The organism is Bradyrhizobium sp. 2S1 (genome assembly GCF_011516625.5).
Classification (GTDB): domain Bacteria; phylum Pseudomonadota; class Alphaproteobacteria; order Rhizobiales; family Xanthobacteraceae; genus Bradyrhizobium; species Bradyrhizobium septentrionale.
Window position 1 is genome coordinate 8792472 of the sequence record NZ_CP147717.1, and the last position, 19933, is coordinate 8812404.

General features: G+C 65.0%; 45 protein-coding genes and 1 pseudogene. 35 read left to right on the top strand and 11 right to left on the bottom strand.

Translation table 11 applies throughout. The features are described 5' to 3' along the window. Positions 1–386 precede the first annotated feature (386 nt). Both HAP54_RS41730 and HAP54_RS41735 read left to right on the top strand, forming a co-directional pair. The gene (locus tag HAP54_RS41730; protein ID WP_166297075.1) at positions 387–704 is read left to right on the top strand and encodes a hypothetical protein; all 318 of its coding nucleotides are present in this window, start codon (positions 387–389) and stop codon (positions 702–704) included. Between the two features lie 35 nt (positions 705–739). Next, positions 740–1057, top strand: a pseudogene (locus HAP54_RS41735) (IS21 family transposase); the annotation flags it as partial. A 157-nt stretch (positions 1058–1214) separates the two neighbouring features. Here HAP54_RS41735 and HAP54_RS41740 read toward each other — a convergent pair. From HAP54_RS41740 to HAP54_RS41790, 11 genes are all read right to left on the bottom strand, one after another. Continuing rightward, positions 1215–1433, bottom strand: a complete 219-nt coding sequence (locus HAP54_RS41740) for a hypothetical protein (RefSeq protein ID WP_210297469.1) — start codon at positions 1431–1433, stop codon at positions 1215–1217. 28 nt (positions 1434–1461) lie between these two features. Then, positions 1462–1704 carry a hypothetical protein gene (locus tag HAP54_RS41745; protein ID WP_166297079.1) on the bottom strand — a complete coding sequence of 81 codons (243 nt, stop codon included), beginning with the start codon at positions 1702–1704 and terminating at the stop codon, positions 1462–1464. Between the two features lie 5 nt (positions 1705–1709). Next, positions 1710–1919: a hypothetical protein gene (locus tag HAP54_RS41750; protein WP_166297081.1), complete on the bottom strand. Its 210-nt coding sequence runs from the start codon at positions 1917–1919 to the stop codon at positions 1710–1712. A gap of 219 nt (positions 1920–2138) precedes the next feature. Next, the gene (locus HAP54_RS41755) at positions 2139–2648 is read right to left on the bottom strand and encodes a hypothetical protein (RefSeq protein WP_166293450.1); all 510 of its coding nucleotides are present in this window, start codon (positions 2646–2648) and stop codon (positions 2139–2141) included. Continuing rightward, on the bottom strand, positions 2648–2830 hold the full coding sequence (locus HAP54_RS41760) for a hypothetical protein (RefSeq protein WP_166205725.1): 183 nt from the start codon (positions 2828–2830) through the stop codon (positions 2648–2650). The genes HAP54_RS41755 and HAP54_RS41760 overlap by 1 nt, the downstream gene beginning before the upstream one ends. Before the next feature lie 2 nt (positions 2831–2832). After that, positions 2833–3249 carry a helix-turn-helix domain-containing protein gene (locus HAP54_RS41765; RefSeq protein ID WP_166205726.1) on the bottom strand — a complete coding sequence of 139 codons (417 nt, stop codon included), beginning with the start codon at positions 3247–3249 and terminating at the stop codon, positions 2833–2835. Beyond that, positions 3242–3580, bottom strand: coding sequence for a YkgJ family cysteine cluster protein (locus tag HAP54_RS41770; RefSeq protein WP_166297083.1), 339 nt, complete (start codon positions 3578–3580; stop codon positions 3242–3244). The genes HAP54_RS41765 and HAP54_RS41770 overlap by 8 nt, the downstream gene beginning before the upstream one ends. Then, positions 3577–3996 (bottom strand): hypothetical protein, encoded by a 420-nt coding sequence (locus tag HAP54_RS41775; RefSeq protein WP_166297085.1) that lies wholly within the window; start codon positions 3994–3996, stop codon positions 3577–3579. The genes HAP54_RS41770 and HAP54_RS41775 overlap by 4 nt, the downstream gene beginning before the upstream one ends. Next, positions 3996–4244 carry a hypothetical protein gene (locus HAP54_RS41780; protein WP_166297088.1) on the bottom strand — a complete coding sequence of 83 codons (249 nt, stop codon included), beginning with the start codon at positions 4242–4244 and terminating at the stop codon, positions 3996–3998. Before HAP54_RS41780 ends, HAP54_RS41775 begins: the two co-directional genes overlap by 1 nt. Next, positions 4237–4788, bottom strand: a complete 552-nt coding sequence (locus HAP54_RS41785) for a hypothetical protein (protein ID WP_166297090.1) — start codon at positions 4786–4788, stop codon at positions 4237–4239. The genes HAP54_RS41780 and HAP54_RS41785 overlap by 8 nt, the downstream gene beginning before the upstream one ends. Positions 4789–5319: 531 nt before the next feature. Further along, positions 5320–6153, bottom strand: coding sequence for a hypothetical protein (locus tag HAP54_RS41790; protein ID WP_176422110.1), 834 nt, complete (start codon positions 6151–6153; stop codon positions 5320–5322). A 1673-nt stretch (positions 6154–7826) separates the two neighbouring features. On the opposite strand from HAP54_RS41790, the gene HAP54_RS41795 reads away from it, so the two are divergent. The 33 genes from HAP54_RS41795 to HAP54_RS41955 all read left to right on the top strand — a co-directional run bounded on the left by HAP54_RS41795 (position 7827) and on the right by HAP54_RS41955 (position 19915). Beyond that, entirely contained in the window at positions 7827–8120 is a 294-nt protein-coding gene (locus tag HAP54_RS41795; protein ID WP_166297096.1) for a hypothetical protein, read from the top strand. 71 nt (positions 8121–8191) lie between these two features. After that, a complete protein-coding gene (locus HAP54_RS41800) occupies positions 8192–8434 on the top strand; it encodes a hypothetical protein (protein WP_166297098.1) in 243 nt (80 codons plus the stop codon). A 35-nt stretch (positions 8435–8469) separates the two neighbouring features. After that, positions 8470–8718: a hypothetical protein gene (locus tag HAP54_RS41805; protein WP_166297100.1), complete on the top strand. Its 249-nt coding sequence runs from the start codon at positions 8470–8472 to the stop codon at positions 8716–8718. A 10-nt stretch (positions 8719–8728) separates the two neighbouring features. Beyond that, positions 8729–8923, top strand: coding sequence for a hypothetical protein (locus HAP54_RS41810; protein ID WP_166297102.1), 195 nt, complete (start codon positions 8729–8731; stop codon positions 8921–8923). Between the two features lie 30 nt (positions 8924–8953). Beyond that, positions 8954–9172: a hypothetical protein gene (locus HAP54_RS41815; RefSeq protein ID WP_166297104.1), complete on the top strand. Its 219-nt coding sequence runs from the start codon at positions 8954–8956 to the stop codon at positions 9170–9172. Positions 9173–9184: 12 nt separating this feature from the next. Then, positions 9185–9358, top strand: coding sequence for a hypothetical protein (locus HAP54_RS41820; protein ID WP_166205740.1), 174 nt, complete (start codon positions 9185–9187; stop codon positions 9356–9358). Positions 9359–9456: 98 nt separating this feature from the next. Then, entirely contained in the window at positions 9457–9642 is a 186-nt protein-coding gene (locus HAP54_RS41825) for a hypothetical protein (protein WP_166297106.1), read from the top strand. A gap of 14 nt (positions 9643–9656) precedes the next feature. Further along, positions 9657–10190 (top strand): hypothetical protein, encoded by a 534-nt coding sequence (locus HAP54_RS41830; RefSeq protein WP_166297108.1) that lies wholly within the window; start codon positions 9657–9659, stop codon positions 10188–10190. 3 nt (positions 10191–10193) lie between these two features. Further along, on the top strand, positions 10194–10418 hold the full coding sequence (locus HAP54_RS41835) for a hypothetical protein (protein ID WP_166297110.1): 225 nt from the start codon (positions 10194–10196) through the stop codon (positions 10416–10418). 75 nt (positions 10419–10493) lie between these two features. Beyond that, the gene (locus HAP54_RS41840; protein ID WP_166297112.1) at positions 10494–10946 is read left to right on the top strand and encodes a hypothetical protein; all 453 of its coding nucleotides are present in this window, start codon (positions 10494–10496) and stop codon (positions 10944–10946) included. A gap of 95 nt (positions 10947–11041) precedes the next feature. Further along, a complete protein-coding gene (locus tag HAP54_RS41845; protein WP_166297114.1) occupies positions 11042–11518 on the top strand; it encodes a hypothetical protein in 477 nt (158 codons plus the stop codon). Between the two features lie 3 nt (positions 11519–11521). Continuing rightward, positions 11522–11728 carry a hypothetical protein gene (locus tag HAP54_RS41850; RefSeq protein WP_166297116.1) on the top strand — a complete coding sequence of 69 codons (207 nt, stop codon included), beginning with the start codon at positions 11522–11524 and terminating at the stop codon, positions 11726–11728. Positions 11729–11905: 177 nt separating this feature from the next. After that, the gene (locus HAP54_RS41855) at positions 11906–12181 is read left to right on the top strand and encodes a hypothetical protein (RefSeq protein WP_166297118.1); all 276 of its coding nucleotides are present in this window, start codon (positions 11906–11908) and stop codon (positions 12179–12181) included. Positions 12182–12217: 36 nt separating this feature from the next. Beyond that, complete coding sequence (locus HAP54_RS41860) at positions 12218–12685, top strand: hypothetical protein (RefSeq protein WP_166297120.1); 468 nt, start codon at positions 12218–12220, stop codon at positions 12683–12685. A 2-nt stretch (positions 12686–12687) separates the two neighbouring features. Further along, complete coding sequence (locus HAP54_RS41865) at positions 12688–12993, top strand: hypothetical protein (RefSeq protein WP_166297122.1); 306 nt, start codon at positions 12688–12690, stop codon at positions 12991–12993. A 39-nt stretch (positions 12994–13032) separates the two neighbouring features. Then, entirely contained in the window at positions 13033–13404 is a 372-nt protein-coding gene (locus HAP54_RS41870) for a hypothetical protein (RefSeq protein WP_166297124.1), read from the top strand. A 41-nt stretch (positions 13405–13445) separates the two neighbouring features. Then, positions 13446–13952 (top strand): hypothetical protein, encoded by a 507-nt coding sequence (locus tag HAP54_RS41875; RefSeq protein ID WP_166297126.1) that lies wholly within the window; start codon positions 13446–13448, stop codon positions 13950–13952. Further along, the gene (locus HAP54_RS41880) at positions 13949–14104 is read left to right on the top strand and encodes a hypothetical protein (protein ID WP_166297128.1); all 156 of its coding nucleotides are present in this window, start codon (positions 13949–13951) and stop codon (positions 14102–14104) included. The genes HAP54_RS41875 and HAP54_RS41880 overlap by 4 nt, the downstream gene beginning before the upstream one ends. Before the next feature lie 44 nt (positions 14105–14148). After that, positions 14149–14325, top strand: coding sequence for a hypothetical protein (locus HAP54_RS41885; protein ID WP_166297130.1), 177 nt, complete (start codon positions 14149–14151; stop codon positions 14323–14325). 10 nt (positions 14326–14335) lie between these two features. Continuing rightward, the gene (locus HAP54_RS41890; RefSeq protein WP_166297132.1) at positions 14336–14647 is read left to right on the top strand and encodes a hypothetical protein; all 312 of its coding nucleotides are present in this window, start codon (positions 14336–14338) and stop codon (positions 14645–14647) included. A 44-nt stretch (positions 14648–14691) separates the two neighbouring features. After that, positions 14692–15045 (top strand): hypothetical protein, encoded by a 354-nt coding sequence (locus HAP54_RS41895; protein ID WP_166297134.1) that lies wholly within the window; start codon positions 14692–14694, stop codon positions 15043–15045. A gap of 4 nt (positions 15046–15049) precedes the next feature. After that, positions 15050–15712: a hypothetical protein gene (locus HAP54_RS41900; protein WP_166297136.1), complete on the top strand. Its 663-nt coding sequence runs from the start codon at positions 15050–15052 to the stop codon at positions 15710–15712. Beyond that, positions 15709–16398: a hypothetical protein gene (locus HAP54_RS41905; RefSeq protein WP_312022779.1), complete on the top strand. Its 690-nt coding sequence runs from the start codon at positions 15709–15711 to the stop codon at positions 16396–16398. The genes HAP54_RS41900 and HAP54_RS41905 overlap by 4 nt, the downstream gene beginning before the upstream one ends. Positions 16399–16404: 6 nt before the next feature. After that, complete coding sequence (locus tag HAP54_RS41910; RefSeq protein WP_166297138.1) at positions 16405–16644, top strand: hypothetical protein; 240 nt, start codon at positions 16405–16407, stop codon at positions 16642–16644. Positions 16645–16686: 42 nt separating this feature from the next. Beyond that, on the top strand, positions 16687–17031 hold the full coding sequence (locus HAP54_RS41915) for a hypothetical protein (protein ID WP_166297140.1): 345 nt from the start codon (positions 16687–16689) through the stop codon (positions 17029–17031). A gap of 133 nt (positions 17032–17164) precedes the next feature. Then, positions 17165–17422 (top strand): hypothetical protein, encoded by a 258-nt coding sequence (locus tag HAP54_RS41920; RefSeq protein ID WP_166297142.1) that lies wholly within the window; start codon positions 17165–17167, stop codon positions 17420–17422. Then, entirely contained in the window at positions 17419–17724 is a 306-nt protein-coding gene (locus HAP54_RS41925; protein WP_166297144.1) for a hypothetical protein, read from the top strand. Before HAP54_RS41920 ends, HAP54_RS41925 begins: the two co-directional genes overlap by 4 nt. 78 nt (positions 17725–17802) lie before the next feature. Continuing rightward, positions 17803–18489: an antitoxin of toxin-antitoxin stability system gene (locus tag HAP54_RS41930; RefSeq protein WP_166297146.1), complete on the top strand. Its 687-nt coding sequence runs from the start codon at positions 17803–17805 to the stop codon at positions 18487–18489. Further along, positions 18486–18710 carry a hypothetical protein gene (locus HAP54_RS41935; protein ID WP_166297148.1) on the top strand — a complete coding sequence of 75 codons (225 nt, stop codon included), beginning with the start codon at positions 18486–18488 and terminating at the stop codon, positions 18708–18710. Before HAP54_RS41930 ends, HAP54_RS41935 begins: the two co-directional genes overlap by 4 nt. Next, complete coding sequence (locus HAP54_RS41940; RefSeq protein WP_166205759.1) at positions 18707–18859, top strand: hypothetical protein; 153 nt, start codon at positions 18707–18709, stop codon at positions 18857–18859. The genes HAP54_RS41935 and HAP54_RS41940 overlap by 4 nt, the downstream gene beginning before the upstream one ends. A gap of 14 nt (positions 18860–18873) precedes the next feature. Beyond that, positions 18874–19122 carry a hypothetical protein gene (locus HAP54_RS41945; protein ID WP_166205760.1) on the top strand — a complete coding sequence of 83 codons (249 nt, stop codon included), beginning with the start codon at positions 18874–18876 and terminating at the stop codon, positions 19120–19122. A gap of 3 nt (positions 19123–19125) precedes the next feature. Beyond that, entirely contained in the window at positions 19126–19560 is a 435-nt protein-coding gene (locus tag HAP54_RS41950; protein ID WP_166297150.1) for a hypothetical protein, read from the top strand. Continuing rightward, complete coding sequence (locus HAP54_RS41955; protein WP_166297152.1) at positions 19547–19915, top strand: hypothetical protein; 369 nt, start codon at positions 19547–19549, stop codon at positions 19913–19915. The genes HAP54_RS41950 and HAP54_RS41955 overlap by 14 nt, the downstream gene beginning before the upstream one ends. The last annotated feature ends 18 nt before the right edge of the window (positions 19916–19933 follow it).

The window sequence follows — 19933 nt, forward strand, 5'->3', positions numbered from 1 at the left end:
GGAAGCACTTCTGCGAGCACGTTTCGAGGCGCATTCGCAACCGCTGCATTTTTGATTCCACTGTTTATGGGAATCATCTGGTGGCGCGTGGGGACGCAGATCACCGATCTGAAGAACGAGATCCTCCGAAGACCGCTGGCTGCTCCGGTTAGCACCGAAGCGCCTAAATCGGGTAAATAAGGGAGCGAACATGGCGAACGAGATTAATGCGATTCACCGCAAGCGGTTGCTTACAAGCTCTTGGAGGCCATCGCGCTCGCAGAGAAGAAGCCACTTGGTACTGAACGAGCGACCAAGGACTGGGTGCTCGAGACTTACAAAGAATGTCTCGACGCGGTGCTAAACATCCGCAAATGGGGCCCCTATACCTGACGGGATGCTTGTTCATGAATGATTGGGCGCTCGCTGTCCGCAAGTTAGATGAGATTGTGAAACAGACTGCCATCGCCGCGACAGAAGGCGAACGAGCGGGACTGTACGCTGGCGCTCGGCTTCTACTTTCAGATCTGCACGGCTTTGTCGCGAATGAGGCGGGGGGAAACACCTACGCACTCGAGAAAATCGGAAGCGCAAAATGGCACATTGGAGCCGCTCTCGGCTTTGACATCGATAACGGCCATCCCGCCGAGCAACATCGCGCTTGGGCTTACGGAGCGCTGCAAAGCTTGAAGAGCACTCTCGATAAGACGGTGGCGGACGATTGAGCTCGAAGGGGGTCCATTGTGCGGCCCCCCTTAGGGTCGTGACGCTGCGGCGCGGTCGGCCTGTGTCCGAGCGCCAGGGCGGTCATGTTGTGGATTACCGGCACGTCATCCATGCCCTGCGGCGCAAGCCAATGGCGCTCCTCAATCTCGTTTATCGCGACCAACTCTTCCCGCGTGCAGCTTACAAACGTCTGTTCGAGACCTTGCGGGAGCATGATGATGACCGGCGCGCTTGCAAGGTGACGGTCGAGCTTCTGGCGCTGGCTCACGAGCGCGCCTGCGAAGCAGAACTCGCCGAGGTGATCGCGATGGATCTGGACGCCGGACAGTTACCCGATCTTGCCGCTCTGCGCGTCCGCCCCCCGTTCGCCCAACCCATCCCTCAAGCGCGTTGCAAAGTACCGGTCGTCAGGCGGTGAAAAGCCGAAGGCAATCCCGCGCGCCTCGTCAGAGCAGATGTGCGGCCACATCAATCGGACTAAAAAAACGCACTCTCACGAATAGGACGGGCTAGGGATCGATGGCGGAAACCACCTCATCTATAGCTTTGAGCCCCGCTACGAGCTGAGACTTGTTCACCTTCACATCGGGATCATTGTGAACGGGGTAGTAGTCCTGCCGCATCTTAGACAACGGCGTACCAAGATGCGCTGCGACCACGCCCGCCGTGTTGAAGTCCCTCAGCTCGCAGACGTATTGAACGATAAATTGCTTCTTGGTAACCGGCATCTTCTTTCTGATTGAAAATCGTGAGAAATCACCACCACGCATCCACGATCTGGTCTTGCGGTACGAAGGCCTTACCGCCGTCGAGCACGTAGACGCGGGCGCCCATCTCGGGGACGATCACCTTGGTGATCACTCGCGGCGTGTTCGGGAAGCACTTGGTGCGGACCGTCATGCCGGCGCGGTAGCCGCGCACGTGATCGAAGGCGCGTTCAGTGGCGGTCCGCGCAGGACCGACGGCGCGGAAGCCATCGCGGAACGTGACGCTTCCCACCGGGGTCACGCGCGCACCAGACCGTTGGCCTCGGTGAGCGAGCCCGCCTCGATCTGGCGGAGCCGCCGCGCCACTGCGCGGGGACCGTTGAGACCGTTCTTGTAGTAGGCGGCGGTGCGCTGACCGCGCGTGAGCCAGCGCATGTAACGGCGCGAGTAATAGCTGCCAGCGGCAGCGGCGGATGCGGCAGCGGAAGCGATGGCGTTCTTGAACATGGTGGGGGACCTGCGTGGGTGCTTGACATGGAAATGCCCGGGCTGGGCCCGGGCATCAGGATAGTTGCCGCTGTTCTCAAAGCCGGATGCGCCCCCACGGACATCACAGCGAGGGCCCGACGGGAGACCAATCTCGTCGGCTAGGCACGCGGCTCTCCCCATGGCCTAGAGGTGGCCCCGCCCCTGTTGGTCCAGAGGCGAGGCCGTTGTCGTGGTCGGTTACTGCGCGGCGGGAGCCGCAGGAGCCGCAGCAGCGGCGGCGTCAGCAGCAGGAGCCGCAGCCGGATCGGTCGGAGCCGGAGCCGCCGCCGGCGCCTGAGTGGCGTCGGTCGGAGCAGCAGCCGGGGCCGCAGCGGGAGCAGCAGCGGGAGCCGGCTGACCAGCCAGCGCGGTCTGCGCGGCGTTGACCGCATCGCCGAGCGCCTTCACCACGCCGTCGATGGCGTTGGCCGAGGACTCGACGACGGCCGGGTCGACACCGGGCACCTGGCTCGCGATGGCGACGATCTTGGCGGTCTCGGTCTGCATGATCGAGACGGCGGCGGGGATCGCGGCAAGCAATGCGGCGACGGCGGTGGTGAGATGATCCTGTTCAGCGGACATATGCTGCAGCTCCAGTTCAAGGTGAGCCATCCGCTGCTCCATCGAGAGATGCGGAGGACGAGATGCGCGGCGCTGATTGCGCTTGGCGCGGTGGATGTTGATGAGGTCGAGTAGTTCAGCGAACATCAGGCGATCTCCGGTGGGGCGCCTTCTTTGGCGAAACCGATCAGGTCGATGAGCGCGTCGCGCTCGCGCTGCTGGCGCGAGCCGATCAGCGGCGCGGCTGGCGGGAGAGAGCGCGTGAAGCGCTCGATCTCGTGCTGCAGCCGCAGATACTGAAACGTGGTGAAGGGAACGACGTTGGACACCGTCAGCGCCCCGTCTGGATCGCCGGGAAGTCGGGGTGCCCCGGATGGGGCCGCGACTGGGTGGGAAGCCCGAGCTTGGCGCGGACCTTGATTTTGTTCGCGGTGTCCATCGCGTACCCGCCGTCGACCACGGTGCGGAACGTGATGCCGTGACCCTTGAGCGTCTTGCGCAGCTTGCTGAGGTGGACGTCCACCGTCTTGTCGCACGGCAGATCGCAGTCCGGCCGGTGGCCGTACAGCATGGCGTAGAGCGCGTCGTGGGTGACGAAGGAGCGGTTCAGAAGCATGCCGAGGATCTTCGGCTGCGTGGCACCGGTGAGGCCGAAGGCCAGGCGCAGCTGCACGAGGAACGGCTCGTCGACGCCGAGGATCGCCTCCAGCTGGGCAACGCGATCGCGCAGCGCTTCGAGCTCAGTCATGCGTCCCCGCTTCGGCGCCGTTGAAATGCACGCATAGCGGATCGGAGCCGGCCTCGAAGGATCGGCACACGTCCGGACGGTCCTCGTAGATCGTGCAGCGGCCGTCGGCGCCGAGCTTCGGGCACGTCCACTCGAAGGTGGCGTAAGACCGCCCGCTCTCCGGATCGACGTAGCTCGACAGCGGCGCGATGGGCTCGAACGGCAGACCGTGCGCGCGCGCCTGCGCGCTCACGTCCTTGTCGGTCCAGACCGTCAGCGGCTCGCCGTTCTGCGACAGATGCATCACCCGGCAGCACTGACCGGGCGCGTAGCAGCGATCACAGAGGCTCACCGCGACTTTTCCCACTCTCGCTCGCGATACTCGCGCAGCTCGATGCGATAGCTGTCGGCTTCCTCATAGACCCGGACCGGGATCACCCGGCTCTCGGTATCCTTGTGAGTGTCCTTCAGCAGTTCGACCGCCTCGGCCTTGGTCCACCGGATGGTGTCGCCCCAGATGCCTTGGCAGTCGTTGGCGAGGGCCCACGCCTCGGTGCCGCCGTGCAACTGGATATTGCAGGCCGGGCACCTCGGGCCGAACTCGTCGGTGTTGAGGACGGACGCGCGCGGGTCAGCCGCGTCGAAGAAGTGCTCGCACTCCTCGCAGACCAGCCGGAGGTCCGGCTGCGCGGGCGCCTTGCAGCTGTCCTTGATGCAGGCTGCGCGCGTGAAGCAGCTCTCGGAGCAGTGCAGCGGGAAGCTCTTCATCAGATCGGCCTGTAGTTCGCCGGGTGCGCGAAGTAGAGCTCGAGGTCGGCGACCTTGAAGTGCGCGACGACGAGATACTCGGGCACGCCCAGCTGATGCTTCAGCTCGTGCACCTTGGCGACCGCCTTCTCCCGGGTGGAGGCCGCGACGAACCAGCAGGACCGGTTGTCGTCGCAGTAGGCGATCGCCATAAACGGGTTGAGCCTGATCTCGTCGAGCGAGAGGAAGCCGGTGCCGCCGTTAGCCACGTCGGGCGCGCTCGGCCAGCATCAGCTCGGCGACGTCGTAAGCGGTCGAGGCCAGGTCGCGATGATCGACGACGCAGGAGGCCAACAGCCCGGACATCGCATGAGCCGCGAACACGTCGCGCATGTAGGCGACGGCTTCGGGGTCCAGCTCGGGAGCTTTGGTGGTGGACCCCGGAGGGGCGACCAGAAGGTCGCTAAGGTCAGCGCCCGTGCCGGGGCCCGGCTTCGCTTGAGCTGCGCCGGTCCCGACCATCGTCTCCACCCCGGAGGCCGCGGCCTGACCGAGTACCGCCGGGTCGAGGACCTTGAACACATCCTCGGAGCGGTACCGCGAGAGCGGGTCGGGCGCCTGACGGCCAGCGATCACCTCGGGCTGCGTCTGAACGCCATCGGGCCGGAAGGTCGCCGACCCCGAGTACCGACTGTGGAACTCGGTCAGCGACGGCGCCTGCTCAAGCACGAGCTTCGACAGCTCCTCGACAGTCCGAGGCGCGTTCTGAGCCGGCTCGAACACGATCGAGCCGACGGTGAGGTCTTTCGACATCGGGCGGGGTCCAACGATGGGGGCTGGGCGGAACTGGACGTGGACGTCCAATGGTGTTTCCCCGCCTCCCCCTTCCCGGCCAGGATGGGCGGGGGCGGGACGGAAGCGGGGGCGGAAAGCGACGGAGGCCAGCGTCAGCCGTGCCTAGGAGGGCTGGCGCTGACCTCACGTGACCGGCTATCGGAGGGCCGGATCGGGGGAAACTGGTTGGGGACTACGAGGGACGTCGCTTCGGGTGACGCGGGACCATCGGGACCGCGCGGTCTCCGGTCTGGGTGACCGGGCGCAGCTTCCCGTTAGGAGGTACCCTCATGGATACCTTCCCCCACAATCAATCTGACGATGTTCCTGAGTGAACGGCACACCCTCGCTTGATGCTCGGGGTGCCTCATGACGCAGTGGTGGCCGCGCCCGGGCGTGTGTAGGCCACGGTTTTGACAGCAAAAACAAGATTAATTTGCGTTTACGACTTGGAACAGAGGGTCGATGCACCGGCTAAGCGGCTTGAAGCATCGACGGGATCGGCTCTGATCACGTTTTCGTGAAATGCACCATGCTGGTGCACGATGAAAGCTCGGAACCGAGGCGTTTGACCAGCCACTCGGTGTAGCTGACAGCTGATTCGTCGAGGGGGACATCCGACAATGTCCCATTGTCCCCTGATTGTCCCGTCGAATGTCCCTGCGAATGTCCCTGCGATCTGGCGCCCTGCCCGGGCTCCTTGACGGTGGCCTTGGCGAACTTCTCCCCGAGGAAGGCCGACCACGACAGCTTGGGCGAGCCCTCCTTGCGCGACTTGTACTCGGCCTTGAGGCGGTCGCGATCTGCGCGGTCGAGCCCGTTGTAGAGCTCGGTCAGCGCGTCATAGGCCTCGCGGTTCTCATGGGTGCGGTGGACCCGGTCCTTGAGCTGGGTGTACTCGCGGTTGATCCGCTTCATGGTGCCGTCGCGCTGCCAGCGGGCGAGCGCCTCCTCCACCCTCCGGGCAACGCTGGCGAAGGTCGTGGTGACGTCGCAGTCCTCGATCGGGGTGATGCCGGCGCAGAACGCCGTGCCCCGGACCAGCTCCACCACCGCCTCGACCTCGGCCGCGACCATCAGGCCGTCCCTCGACTGCTGGATCTGGCGGTTGGCCTCGAACAGCTGCTTCAGGACGGCGGCGGCCTCACGCTCGGTCCGGAACCAGACCTTGGTGCCGCGCGCCTTCATGGCGGCGATGCGGCGGCTGACCATGCGCGTCTTGGACGCGCCCGGCAGCCGGTCGATCAGGATGCAGGTCAGACCCAGCCGCTCCAGGAAATCCTCGGCGAGACGGAGGGCGGGACCTTTGGGAGAGGAGATCGACACGCTGTGAAGCATGGACATCTCGCTTATCTGCTTCGCAGAATCCTCGACAACGACCTTTCGTCTATCACCGTAATTGTACGGAACCGTAAAGCCGCGCGGGATGCCGGCACACCCGAGGGGACATGCTTAGGGGACATTGGGTGGACAGTGGACATTGATGGATGCCCCTTGTTTCACGTGCAACACTCTGGTGCAGAGGTGGCACGGCGTTTGACGCGCGAACGCTCACGCGGGTATTGTTGCGACATGCCCAGACCCCGCAAGCCAGATGGCGCCGTGACCGTAAGCGTGACCCGCAGCGAGGGCCGATCGCGCTCCCTCCCGGTGACGATGACCGACGGCTCCCGCGTGCTGGCATCCGATCTCCAGCCGGGCGCGACCTACGAGTTTGACCCGGAGACCGGCGCGATCCGCCGATCCCAGCAGCCGGTCCGATAGCCCCCGCTCACGCGACGGCCAGGTTCGACGCCCTCCCGATCTCAGCCCTTCACGTGAAGGCGACGGCTTCGCCGTCATCAGGCTGCGATGGGACGGGCCGGGGCCGCTTTTTTTTCGGCTTTTCAGACATTTTTGGCCGTTTTCGGCCCTTTGGGGCCCGTTTTGGGGGCCCGGCCGGGCTTCCATGCCCGTGATTCGGGGGCCCGGGGCCCGTCCATCTCTCCCGGGGCCGGGGCCGGGCTTCCTGCCTGCCCGGGGCCCGTTGCCGGGGCCCTCTCCCGGGCTTTCCCTGCCCGGGGCCCGATTCGGGGGCCCTCCCGGGGCCGGTTCCGGGCCCTATGCCGTTTCCCGGGCTTCCGGGGCCCTGCTAGGGCCCTTCCGTTTCCGGGCCTCCAAGGTCCGGCCGGGGGCCGGTTCCCTAATCAGCGGCGTTTCTAGGGGCCCGATTCCCGGGCTTTGGGGGGCCGTACATTCGCGTTTCCGGTGCACCCGTAGGGGCCATTTTGCACCGTTCCGGTGCATTACCGGCCCCGCCCGGGCCCTTTGGGGCCCTGCCCGGGGCCCGCAGCATCCCGGTTCCGGCCCTTAACAGCAAATTAATGCGCATTTTCAACGGGTTAACCGGTGCACAAATTCGCCTTTCCGGTGCATTTTACCCTTTACTATATGCACCCATTCGGTGCATTATCTCCGTGGGGGCCCTCCCGGGGCCCTCTATACCTACGGCCTAGGTTAGCAGCCCCCACGTTTCGGCAATGGCCCTTACAGCAACTAGCGCTGTTTTGTTTGTAGTGCCCCGCCCTCTCATTGGGCTTCGCTTTAGGGTCGCGGTCCCGGTCAATGCCTCATACAGGCACCCGGGGCCGGGTGTCCAAAATGCATAGCGGCAAAATCCCTTCCGTTTGCGCACGCAACACAGGGCAAGCAATTTCAGCGTGGTCTAGGTCTGTCTGGTAGTGCCCCCGCATTTAGGCCGCGCCTCATCAGCGCATTAGCCCCCGCACCGTGGCATTGGTTTCCAGCGCTGTACGTATCCCGCCCGGTTCCATTCATTTGGCCGTGTTAGGTAGCCAAGCGCGCTGCATCCAGCCGCGCGCAAGGTAATCAGCTAAAGCCCCCGGGGGCCGTCATATACCGCCCCCGGGGCTTTGCTTAGTGCGGCGCATGTCCGCCGCACCAATCAAAGCCCCATCTTTCACCGCCCGCGCCAAAAGCGCGGGTTTTTTGTTGCCTGCAAAACCAAGGAGACCACCATGTCCCGCTACGTTGCGAAGTGCGAAATCTGGAACGGAAAGAAACTGGCCCTCTCGAAGGACGCGATCCCGATGGAAGGCGAGGCCGCCTGCTACCGGACCGCCGGCCAGTTCACCACGATCCCCGGCATCGCCTTCATCGTGTTCCAGTGCGATGGCGTCGAGTTCTTCCGCGTCCCCGGCAAGGACTTCTGGGCGAACAAGAAAGCGATCCAGGCCGCGCACCCCGGCGTGTGGCGCGATGCACCCAAGGGCAAGGGCGGACCCGGCGCCTTGCGTCGCCGCGCCGCCTGATCCACCCGACCCACTTCACCCGGCCCCGTTCGCAGCGGGGCCTTTTTCATGCCTGACCCAAGGAGACCACCATGGCGAAAAAGTCCAACGCAAAGCTGACCCCGACGCAGAAGCGCGAACTCGTCCTCAAGGTCGAGCGATCGCTGCTCAAGAACAAGTTCTATCAGGATTTCCGCCTCAAGCATCGGCCGCACAACTCGGCCGAGGCGCGCAAGGCGATCCTCTGGACCATCCGCGACCTCGAGGCCGATGGCTCCCTCAAACAAACCAGCATCTACCACATCGGACACTTCACCGCGTCCGCACTCGTCTGATCCCCACCACCAACCTCAACCAAGGAGACCACCCGATGTCCACCACGCTCAACACCGACCTGTCGCGCCGCGCCCACCAGCTCGCGGCGATCGCCGCCGAGAACGCCAACAGGTTCATCCGCCGCGAGATGCAGGCCGGTGGCCTGTCCCGTCAGCAGATCGTCGCCGAGTGCGGCGCCGGGATGAAGGCGATCGACTTCCTCGCCGACATCCGCCGCGTCCTGTCCATCCGCCCGACGGCGAGCGATCGCCGCGTGCTCAAGCTCGCCAAGTGCGATTTCTGAGGAGGCCACGATGACCAAGCGACGCAAGCTCACCTATCACGGCAAGCGCTGGAACCTCCGCATCGCCGACACGCCGATCGGGTTCTTCGTCCATCTCGATCCGAAGAGGGCGCCGAAGCGCGGCGGCTACAAGACCAAGTCGTGGCGCTTCGCCACGTTCAAGCACGCGACGATGTTCTGCCAAGACGTCGTCCAAGACATCTGAACCGCAACCCCCGACACAAGGAGACCACCCGTGATCGACTTCTGCAACATCGACAATGCCAAGAGCTACGCCACCGAAGCGAACCTGATGAAGGCCCTCGCGACCCTGGGCCTCGACCAGATGCGACCGGTCATCGTGCGCAACCGGGAGGGGCGCTTCACCGCGATCTTCGGCCTCCACCTCTCGGGCATGGCGAGCAGCGGCAACGTGATGGCCGCTGCCAACCACGGCTTCAAGACCATCAACTGAGGGGCGGCGAACATGAACACGAACAACCGGCGGACGCGCTTTCCCGAACTCGCCTACGCCCAGCACGCGAAGGACCTGTGGCGGATCATCGCCACCGACACCGATCAGGCGGTTGGCCCGCACTACAGGACCAAGGCCGAACTGCTCGCCGATCTCGACCGCTACGCCAAGGAATTTGGTTGCTGAAACTCACGTCCGAGCGCCGCCGCTGTGCGGCGCTCCAGCGTGCGCTTCCTGCACGACCGTTTCGCAGACGGTTCCTCAAACTCAAGGAGACCACCCCAATGACCAAGCACCAAGCCCTCGACCTGATCCGCCGTGACGAACTCGCTCGCTATCGCAACACCGAGTACGCCACCGCCCGCGACAGCGCCAAGACGGCGCTCGATGCCTACTGGGCCGGATCGGCCGTCGCCTCCATCGCTCGCGACGTTGCCGCTGGCCGCGTCGTCACCGTCAACGCGAAGTGAGGGGAGCGACCATCATGGCTGGCACCAACACGCACTACACCATCCGCGAAGCCAAGGCGATCCTGGCCCAGCACGGCATGACGATCAAATCGGTCGACGGCGAGTACCGCGTCGCCTTCAAGGGCCCCGAGGCCAAGACCGAGGCGTCCGCCTACTACGCCACCAACCTGCTGGACGCGATCGGCACCGGCATCGACATGGCCCGAGCGCGCGGCGATCAAGCTCGTCGTCGCCGGCGAGGTCGTCTCCGACATGGAGACCGCCTGCGCTCACGCCGCCGAAATCTTCCTGACCACCGGCGCCATCGTCGCCATCGAATGCGCCTGACGGGAGCTGAGCACATGACCAGCACCCAGCTCCGCACCTACGAGATGGCGCGCCGCCGTCTCGCCGACGCCAACATGGCCTTCATGGAGATGGTCACCCACCCGACCAACCCCATGACCCGCGAGGATCTCACTCGCCTGATCGCGCTCCGGCCGGATCGCTACTCGCGCTTCTCCGGCTGGCTCACCGTCCTTCCCTCCCGCAACTCCATTGGAGCCTGATCCATGTCCACCAAAACCAAGACCTTCCGCCTCGGCTCGTCCCCAATGGTGTCCGCGCCCGGCATGGTGCGATGGGCGATCGCCGGCGCCAAGTTTCCGCGAGATCGCAAGACCGTCGCCAACGTCAACGCTCAGACGTGGAGCGTCCCGATGGCCGCAGCGATCAAGCTCGTCACCCAGACCGTGCCCTTCACGGTCGAGGGCGAGACCGTCGTGTTCACCGCCTGATCCGCAACCCCTCACCCTGATCTTCAACCCGGGCCGCCTTCGCAGGGCGGCCCTTTGCACAAGGAGACCATCCCAATGACGACCAAAGCCATTTCCACCGTCCTCGCCGACACCCGCAGCCCGGCTGCGCAGAAGGCATTCATCAACGCCTTCGCCGACGCGCCGCTGATCCCGCTCGAAGAGCAGATCGCGGACCTCGAGGCCAGGTTGGACGCCATGGTGCTCAAGGCCGAGACCGGCGCGCAGTGGGCGGAGATTTGCCGCATCGAGCGCAACGAGATGATCCCGCTGCTGCGCCAGAAAGCGGTGCCGGTCGACCCGATGCGCAAGACCGCCTCGTCGATCGAGCACGGCACCAAGTTCTCCAAGTCGCAGGTCCAGTGGATCATGGACCACGACTGGGCGGTGCGCTCGCTGATGGGCGCCGTCGTCGTGATCGACCGCTTCACCTACAACGGATCGGCATACGCCGAGTATTTCGTCTGGGGCGGCACCTTCAACGAGTTGCGCGATTGGGCGGGGTACTAGGCCATGGGGCCCCGCCCCTGCCCGTCAATCCTGCCCGGCCCCATCGGACCCGGGCCCATCGCCGTTCAATCCCGCAAACCAAAGGAGACCAACCAATGCGCAAGACCAAGACCATCACCGTGCAGCGCGGCCGCGTCGTCGGCGAAGGCGCACCCAAGACGCTCGCCAATGCCGACCTCGCGAGCAAGATCGACTTCCTCTGCCACGCCGAGGGAGCGCACATCGAGGTGCGCTTCGGCCTCGTGCTGATCGTCTGCTCCGGCCCGACGGCCGAGTGGAGCTATCAGATCGTAGATCCCGCCGGTGAGAAGGACGGCAAGGTGCTCTATCAGAACGGCCTCGGCGGAAACCTCACCATGCGTCAGGCGATCTCTCGGGTTCGCCTGTACGCCGCGCAGCGCGACTGGCGGCCGCAGATCGGCGACGACGAGGGCTTCATCGCCCGCGCCGAGTGCCAACCGGAGCAGGTGAGCGATCTGCGCCGCTGGATCAAATTCCAGCGCAGCTACGCCGAACTGATCGCGGCGGGCAAGACGCCCGCCGAGGCCCACCAGCAGGCGTCGTGGAGCTGACCCATGATCCCGATGTCCTACTACGCCAACGTCAAGCTGCCCTACATCGGCTGGACCGGCGAGACCTTCGACAGCCCGGAGGCGGCGCGCAAGTGGATCGCTCGCATGTTGCGCACCGCCCGGATCAACGGCCGCAAGCATTGGGTGATGCGGCCCTCGACGCGGACGTCCTACTACGTCCGGCCGCAGCTGCTGCTGGCTGACGACTGAGATGGGGCGGCACAAGGGCCGCGATCCTCCGAAGTCGCACTGCATCCGAGGTCACCGCCTGCACGGCAAGAACCTCTACGTCCAACCCGACGGCGCCCGCGTGTGCCGCCGGTGTCGCTCGATCAGCAAGGAAGAGTACCTCCGCCGCCGTCGCGGCACATCAGGGAGAGCATCACGATGACCAACAAGCCGATCACCCGCAAGGGCATCTTCTACTGGCCGACGTTCGAGGCGGCTCGCGACTTCGCGACCGCCCGCTCGCTGCCGACCGGCCGCATCATCGGCTACGGCCTCGGCTGGGCGATCCAGCTTCATGTCTCGGGCCCCTACGTGGGGCCCGCGACGCTCAACCCGAACCGGCACCCCGCGCCGTTCGCCAAGACCGACCGCGGCTTCGCTCGCCGCGTCGAACGCCAGTCGAAGCAGATCGTTCGCAGCGCCTGCTTCGCCTGATCCACCAACCCCGAACCAAACAAGGAGACCACGACCATGGCTATCACCAAGACCCGCAAGCCGACCGCCGCTCCCGCCAACCTGCCGCTCGGCCTCAAGGCCGCTGACCTCGCCTATCCGAAGCGGCCGAAGAAATACGACTGGCGCAAGCCGCAGCCGTTCGACGTGCTGCACACCTTCACGCTCTACGAGACCGAGCGCCTCGGCTGGATCATCACCACGCTGCACATTCGCAACCCGGGATCGCGGCATCGTTCCGATGCGCAGGCCCGGACCTACGGCGTGACGGCCGAGGGCCAGGTCGTGAGGGTCGGCCTCGGTCCGCACGTCAAGCGGACGCTGACCGTCTACGTGACACGGGCTCGCGCCGAGGCGCTGCAGAAGCTGGTCGACCTGCATGAGCGCGGCCTCGCCGACGCCGGCTCGATCCGCGACCGCATCTCCACCCGCCGTGCGCAGCCGCGCCTCCTCGCCGTTCGCTGGCCTGTTCTACTGAGGAGGTGACCATGAGCACCCACACCTTCCACACGTCAGGCGACGCCTACGACGCCTGCCAGACCGGCATTCACTTCGCCCATGATGGCGAGTACGAAGTCAAGACCGGCGACATCCTCGTGATCCCGAAGGAGAAGGTCATCGGCATCGCCGACACCTGGCCCGTCGCCGTGACCATTGAGCGCGGACACTTCCACACCCCGGCGAGCGGATACTCGCTGGAGAGCTGCCTGATCGGTCGGAGCGGCATATTCCCCGACGCCATCGCCAAGGCCAAGGAACTCGCAGCCGAGCGCGGCTGGCCTGTTCGCAACTGAACCGAGGTTTCGCAGACCTCACAACTCAAGGAGACCCCCATGACTACCATCACGTTCAAGGTCCCGGGCACCAAGCCGCGCGGCCGCAAGGTCCACCACTATGAGCGATCCGGCAAGGTCGCTTGGCTCACGATCGGCGAGCGCAAGGTCAAGTTCGTCCTGCAGGGCGACCACCGCGCGGTCGCCGGCGCCAACCCGAAGGCGGATGCGGTCTATCTCACCCACCACGCCTCCGGCATGATCTTCGGGAAGATCAACGACTTGAAGATCCGCCATATGTGCGCCGCCGGTCACAACGCGATCCTCACCGATCGCGAGGCGGCCGAGAAGCTGATCGCCGAGAAGCTCGCGCTGCTCGGCCCCGAGAAGATCCTCGCGGTGCTCGACGCCGCCGAAGTCATCAACAGCTGAAACCCCCGACCGTTCGCAGCGGTCATCACAAGGAGACCACAATGGCTAACAACTACACGCAGACCTCGTTCGAGTTCGACTGCGGCTCGCCCGAGAACGTCACCAAGATCGCCTGCTGGATCAATGGCGATGCCACGCACCCCTACCCGGACGCCCTCCGCGACATGATGGTCGGGCTGTGCGAGGAGATATTCGACGGCGACGATCTCGCCTTCACCATCGCAGATGCCGACCGCGTCGAGGGTGAGCCGCACAAGGTGTGGCTTCGCTTCGACGAGAGCGGCGACATCGAGATGACGGCGCTGATCCTCGGCTTCGCCATGCTCACCATGTCCGAAGTCCCCGACCGTCAGGGCTTCACGTGGGCCGAGACCTGCAGCCGGCCGCGCATCGGCGAGTTCGGTGGCGGCGCCTGCCTGATCTGCCGCAGCGGTGTGAAGTGGATGCACACCTCTGAGTGGCTGGAGGAGGCGATCAGGGCCGACCGGCTGAGCTGCGGCATTGCTGCCGCTCAGGAGATGCTCGATGGCGAGGCGGCCCGCCCGTGAACTTCCATGAGCGGGACGCGCGTCCCACCGACTGGGTGTTGACGCTGCCCGACGGCAGCAAGCAGACCGTCACCATCTTCGACAACCACCATCTCCGCGAGGAGATGGCACGGCTCGGCGCCAAGCGCGCCGAGCCCGCCGACCTGTTCTGACCGTCAACCCGCCGTTTCGCAGACGGCAACAAGGAGACCATCCCATGAAGTCCATCGTCCCGAACTACCCGATGCCCTCGCAGTCGATCCTCGTCCCCGACGAGACGGACCTTCGCGTCCGCATCTGGGCCACCTCCGAAGCCACCGTGTCGTGGATCGAGGTCGGCATGATCCTGGCCGCGCACGTCGCGCTCGGCTTCATCATCGGCCTTGCGGTCTGAGGAGGATCACATGCCCTGCCAACACCGAGACGACGGCCGCGGCCGCTGCATCGACTGCGAGGCCTTCCTCGACCCGCCGTCGGTGACCCGCTACGTCGGGACCTACATCAACCGTGACGGCCAGCGCACGCTGATGACACCCTCGCAGGGGCGCCACACCTTCGCTACCGAAGCCGAAGCGCAAGCGTGGATCGACGCCGTCACCGCCAACAACAGCGCTGACACCGTCCGTCAGGTCTGGGGCGACAACCCCCGGTTCGAGACGCGACCCTGCCCCTGCTACCCGCACCACTTCGACCCGCAAACCTGCTGGTTCGACTGACCCCACCCGCCGCCTTCGCAGGGCGGCATCACAAGGAGACCATCATGGAACAATTCGTGACGAAGCTCGGCAAGACCCGGGCCGGAGACCGCACGCGCATCTGGATCGAGGGCAAGCGCCTCACCGAGCACGGCTTCAAGGTCGGCGACCTGTTCGCCAAGCATTGGAACGAGAAGCATCGCGAGCTGGTGCTGTCGAAGATCCATCCGCGCACCACCGAGATGATGAAGCGCGAGACCTACGGCAAGGTGTCCGGCAAGGGCGAGAAGCCGATTATCGACATCACCGGCGCCAAGGTGCAGGCGGCGTTCGGCCTCTACGAGAACGTCGTCGTCACCTACAACGTCGGCTCGATCCGGATCGAGCTGGGGACCGCGATCAAGGTCGGGAGGGTCTGACCCCGTGCGTCCCTGCAAGCGCGGGGGCTTCGGCCCCCGCGATAAACACGGCATCTGCCGCTGCGATGCCTGCAACGAGTTCAATCGAGCGCAGTGGCGGCTCCGCAACGTGGAGCGAGCCGGATACAGGGAGGCCTGGCGCAAGGAGAACTCAGATCGGGTCCGCGCATACAGCCAGAAGTGGGTCGCCAACAACACGAAGCAGCGACGCGAGATCGAGAAGGACTGGCGACGCAGGAACCCAGAAAAGGTGAAGGCCATGAACGCCAAGGCTGGCGCTAAGTGGTCGACCACCAACAAGGGGAAGCGGAATGCGATCACCCGAAAGCGCGCCGCCGTGTTGCTGCAGCGAACGCCATCGTGGGCAGACCTTGCCGCCATTCAAGCATTCTATGTCGAGGCGGCACGTCTGACCGCCGAAACCGGCACGCCGCACGAAGTGGACCACTTCTATCCCCTTCAAGGCGAGCTGGTGTCCGGCCTTCATGTTGAGGGCAACCTTCGGATCACCACCCGTTACCGCAACAGGTCGAAACAGAACAGGTTCGACGTCGACCTGATGTGGGATTTAGAAATCGAAAGACTCACCACCCCCCGTTCGCAGCGAGGGCAACAAGGAGACCACCATGAGAAAGAAATCGAGTCTGCGCGTCTTAGTCGCGTGTGAAATTTACCGGCACCGTGCGGCGCGCGTTCGCCGCACGGGGCCATGATGTCTGGTCCTGCGATCTGCTGCCCTCGCTCGATGGTAGCAACCGCCACATTGTCGACGACGTCCGCAACGTGCTCGACGAGGACTGGGACTTCCTCATGGTGGCGCACCCGCCGTGCACCCGGCTCGCCAACAGCGGCGTGCGCTGGCTCGACGAGCCGCCCGGCCGACTGACGGCCGAGCACTACTCGGCGAAGGAGATCGCAGCCTACGCCACGATGAACCGGCGCGAGCGTCTGGACTTCATGTGGTTCAAGCTCGAGGAAGGCGCCAAGCTGTTCTCCACGCTCTGGAATGCGAAGATCCCGCGCAAGGTGCTGGAGAACCCGGTGATGCACAAGCACGCCAAGAAACGCATCCGCCGCTACCGCGAGTTTTCGCAGTCGATCCAGCCGTGGATGTTCGGCGACTTCGAGACCAAGCGGACGTGCTTCTGGACCGACTTCGAGGGCGAGGACGCGCCGCCGCTCAAGCCCACCTACCGGACGATGGAAGAGTGCCGCAAGGCGCTCGACCTGCCGAGAGGTGCGAAGCCCGTCGACCGCGTCCACAAGGCAGCACCCGGCCCGAAGCGATGGGCCGAGCGCAGCAAGTTCTTCCCGAAGGTGGCGGAGCAACTCGCCATTCAATACGCAGGATAGGACGCCATGACAGCGTTCATCTACAGCGAGGCGATCGGCCGCGCCGGCGGCTGGATCAAGCAGGCGCACCCTCGGATGCGCAAGTTCGACCAATACTATCACGAGGGCAAAAACGCCTACCTCAGCGTCATGAAGGACGGAGCGTGGGAGCTGTTCCTGCCCGTCGAGGTCGCCGGCATCGAATGTTTCCCCAGTGCGCCAACGCACCGGGGCACGACCGAGCAAGAGCTCACCCCCTACCTGTAACCCCGCCCCGTTTCGCAGACGGACAACACAAGAAGACTGACTATGGGACTTGATAGCTATTGGCGCCGCCGTTCCGGCAACCAGATCGTAGAGGCCAACGACGTGAAGCTGCCGCGCGAGCTGCAGCTGGTCGGAGGCATGTTCTCCGATCACGGCGACGGATCGTTCCGCGGCAAGGTCTACGCGCCGTTCATCAAGGCCGCGACCAACGTCGACATCTATCAGGACGTCATCGACAACGACGTCGTGAAGGTGATGGCGGAGCGGCTGGAGAAAACGGAGATCGTCCGCAGGCCCTACGACATCAGCCTGCAGGAGTTCGAGGACCTGCGCACCATGTTCCGGACCTACGCCGACGCCGGCTGCTGCCTCGTCGGCTGGTGGTGAGGAGCGCGCGATGGTCAAGCGCATGATCCACTGGCTGCGGGACCTGATCGTCCCGCAGCTGCCCCACGACGACGCCACCGAGTTCTGACCCCATCCCGCGTTCGCAGCGCGGCAACACAAGGAGACCACCAACATGAGAACACTCTACCAATACACCGACTCGAAGGTCGGCGCGAAGATCAAGCTGGTCGAACGGACCACGCTCGTGCCCGCCACGCCGTTCCAGCCGGCGACCCAGCGCAAGGCCTTCGCCGTCACGCTGGACATCCCCGGCGAGTACACCACGTTCGAGAAGTACGACGACGTCGAGTATGCCGCCGGCGCCTTCATCAACACGTGCGAGATGTTCGGCGACGTGATGATGCGCAATCAGGTGGTGTTCCTGCCATGAGAAAGAGCAACGTCGGACCGCTGGTCGACGAGCTGGGCTTGCTGGAGGCCAGGATCGCCGACATCGAGATCATGGCCCAGCCGCTCCGCGACCAGATCAAGGCGATGGGCGCCGGAGCCTACGAGGGCGAGCTGTTCCGCGCGGTCGTCTCCGAATACGACCGCAAGAACCTCAACATGAAGGCGGTGAAGCAGAAGCTCTCCCCGCAGTTCATCCGCGCCCACACCAAATACACGCCGACCACGAGCCTCACCGTCAAGGGGCGCAACGCGATCGACGTGACCACCGAGGGCGACGACTAGTCGCCTTCCACGACCCGGCGCCGGGCCTTCGCAGGGCCCGGGCCGGAGACCTGCAACCTCAAACAAGGAGACCATCCCATGAGAACCGTAACGATCGAGCTGTTCCAGTTCGACGAATTGAGCGACGCCGCCAAGGTGAAGGCGCGCGACTGGTATCGCGAGGCGAGCGCCGGCGACATCGACTTCGCCGACAGCATCTACGAGGACGCGAGCGAGATCGCCACGCGGCTCGGCGTCACGTTCAAGCTCCGGACCTGCCAGACGGTCGGCGGCCGAACCTTCACGCAGCCCTGCATCTGGTGGAGCGGCTTCTCGTCTCAGGGCGATGGCGCCTGCTTCGAGGGCAGCTACGGCGCACCGGAGGTCAGAGAAGGCAAGGAAGCGTGGGCATCGTTGAGCGCGCTGGATCGCGTGAAGGAGTACGCCCCGACCGACGAGGTGCTGCACGGCATCGCCGGCAGGCTGGACGCCTTGCAGGCGAAGTGCTCGCAGCGCCTCACCGCCATCATCACCCACCGGGGCAACTACTACCACGCCTATACGATGGACGTGGACGCCGAGCTGCTCGACGCTGACAGCGAGGCGATCGACATTCCGGACGATGACGAGAAGGAGCTGCGCGAATGCTTCGTTGCCTTCGCCAACTGGATTTACCGCGAGCTTGAGGAGGAGAACACCTACCGGAACACGGACGAGTACGTGGACGACACCATCCGCGTTAACGAGTACGAGTTCCACGCCGACGGCCGGAGGGATCGCACATGAGCATCCAGATCGCCCGCGATTCCTTCGCCCGTCAGGACCTGTGCCGCGAGGTCGTCGCAACCTCGCAGGACTGCGATTGGTGCGGCGGCTTCCGCTATCGCAGCGGCCGCAAGCTGCAGGCCCTGTTCCGCTACAGCACTGAGACCGACGGCGGCCGCACGCACGATCATCGCGGCCTGTTCTGCTCGAAGGGCTGTCACGACAGCTACCACGACCAATGAGCAAGCCCGTCTACATGGTGCTGCGCCGGGCGGAGCCCGGCACACACTACGTGCTTGCGACCCATCGCAAGTTCTATCGCTACAGCGAGGCCGCCCTGTTCACCCAGAGCCTCGCTGTTTCCTGCAACCCCATCATCCTGATGATCTGACAAGGAGACCAACCGTGAGTGAGAAACCCGAACTCTGTTACGTCGTGGTGCCCGGCAATGAGCCGGGCAACCGCATCGGCATCGTCAAGCGCGGCGAGGCCGGCTACTACCTCACCGACTTCGACAATGACGAGGTGCCGATGTCGGCGGTCGAGGAAGCTGTCGACGAGCTGAACGATCGCCTCGGCGTCACCGCCGAGGAGGCGATGCGCATGAAGTCCGGCTCGATGTTCGGCTGGGACACTCCGGCGGCGAGGGAGTGAGCGATGCAGTGCAACACCCCCACCTTCCGCTGGAAGCTCTCCTACATGGGCGGCGTCGAGTACGAGGTTCACGACGAGACCGGCAGCTATCTGGTCGAGATCGCGATGCGCAGTCCCAACAGCTACCACCTGTCGGTCTGCAACGGCGATGACGTCCGCTCCGAGGTCAAGTCCCGGGTCGGTATCCTGCGCCGGTGCAGCTGCATCCGCCGCGCCGACGGCTCGTGGACCTTCGAGGTCCGCCCCGAGGTCGTCGACGCCTTCAACGAGTGGCGCATGGAGCAGCACTTCATGTGGCTCGCCCAGCTGGAGGCGCAGCCGGAACGCTACGGCGTCATCGGTCCTGACGACGAGTTCCGGCGACTGCCGCTCATGGCGCGCGGCGGCGACTACCGGTTCGGCGAGAACGTCTGGGAGGTCACCCATGCCCTCGCCTGACGAGAAGCAGGCGGCGGCGATCGAGGCTCACCGGATCGAACACGAGAAGCGGGTTCAACGTCGACGCGCGGCTCGCCTGTCTCACGATCAACGCAAAAAGGATCGCGGCTTGGCGGCGGCGGTCGCCCGCATGACCCACGACTGGCAGCCGCTCCCCGCTCCCGACGGCTGCGCGACCAAGGGCAAATGGGAGCACGTCCCGGGAAAGCCGGTCTGCCTCGTGCGGACCGAGCCGACGCCGCAGGGCTACCTCTGGCAGCACGGCAAGCAATACGGCTTCGGCAAGACCCTTGCCGAGGCCAAGGAGTGGGCGGAGGCAGCCAGAGAGCTCTGGCCGCGTCACCTGCCCGGATAACGACGACCCCGCGCGACC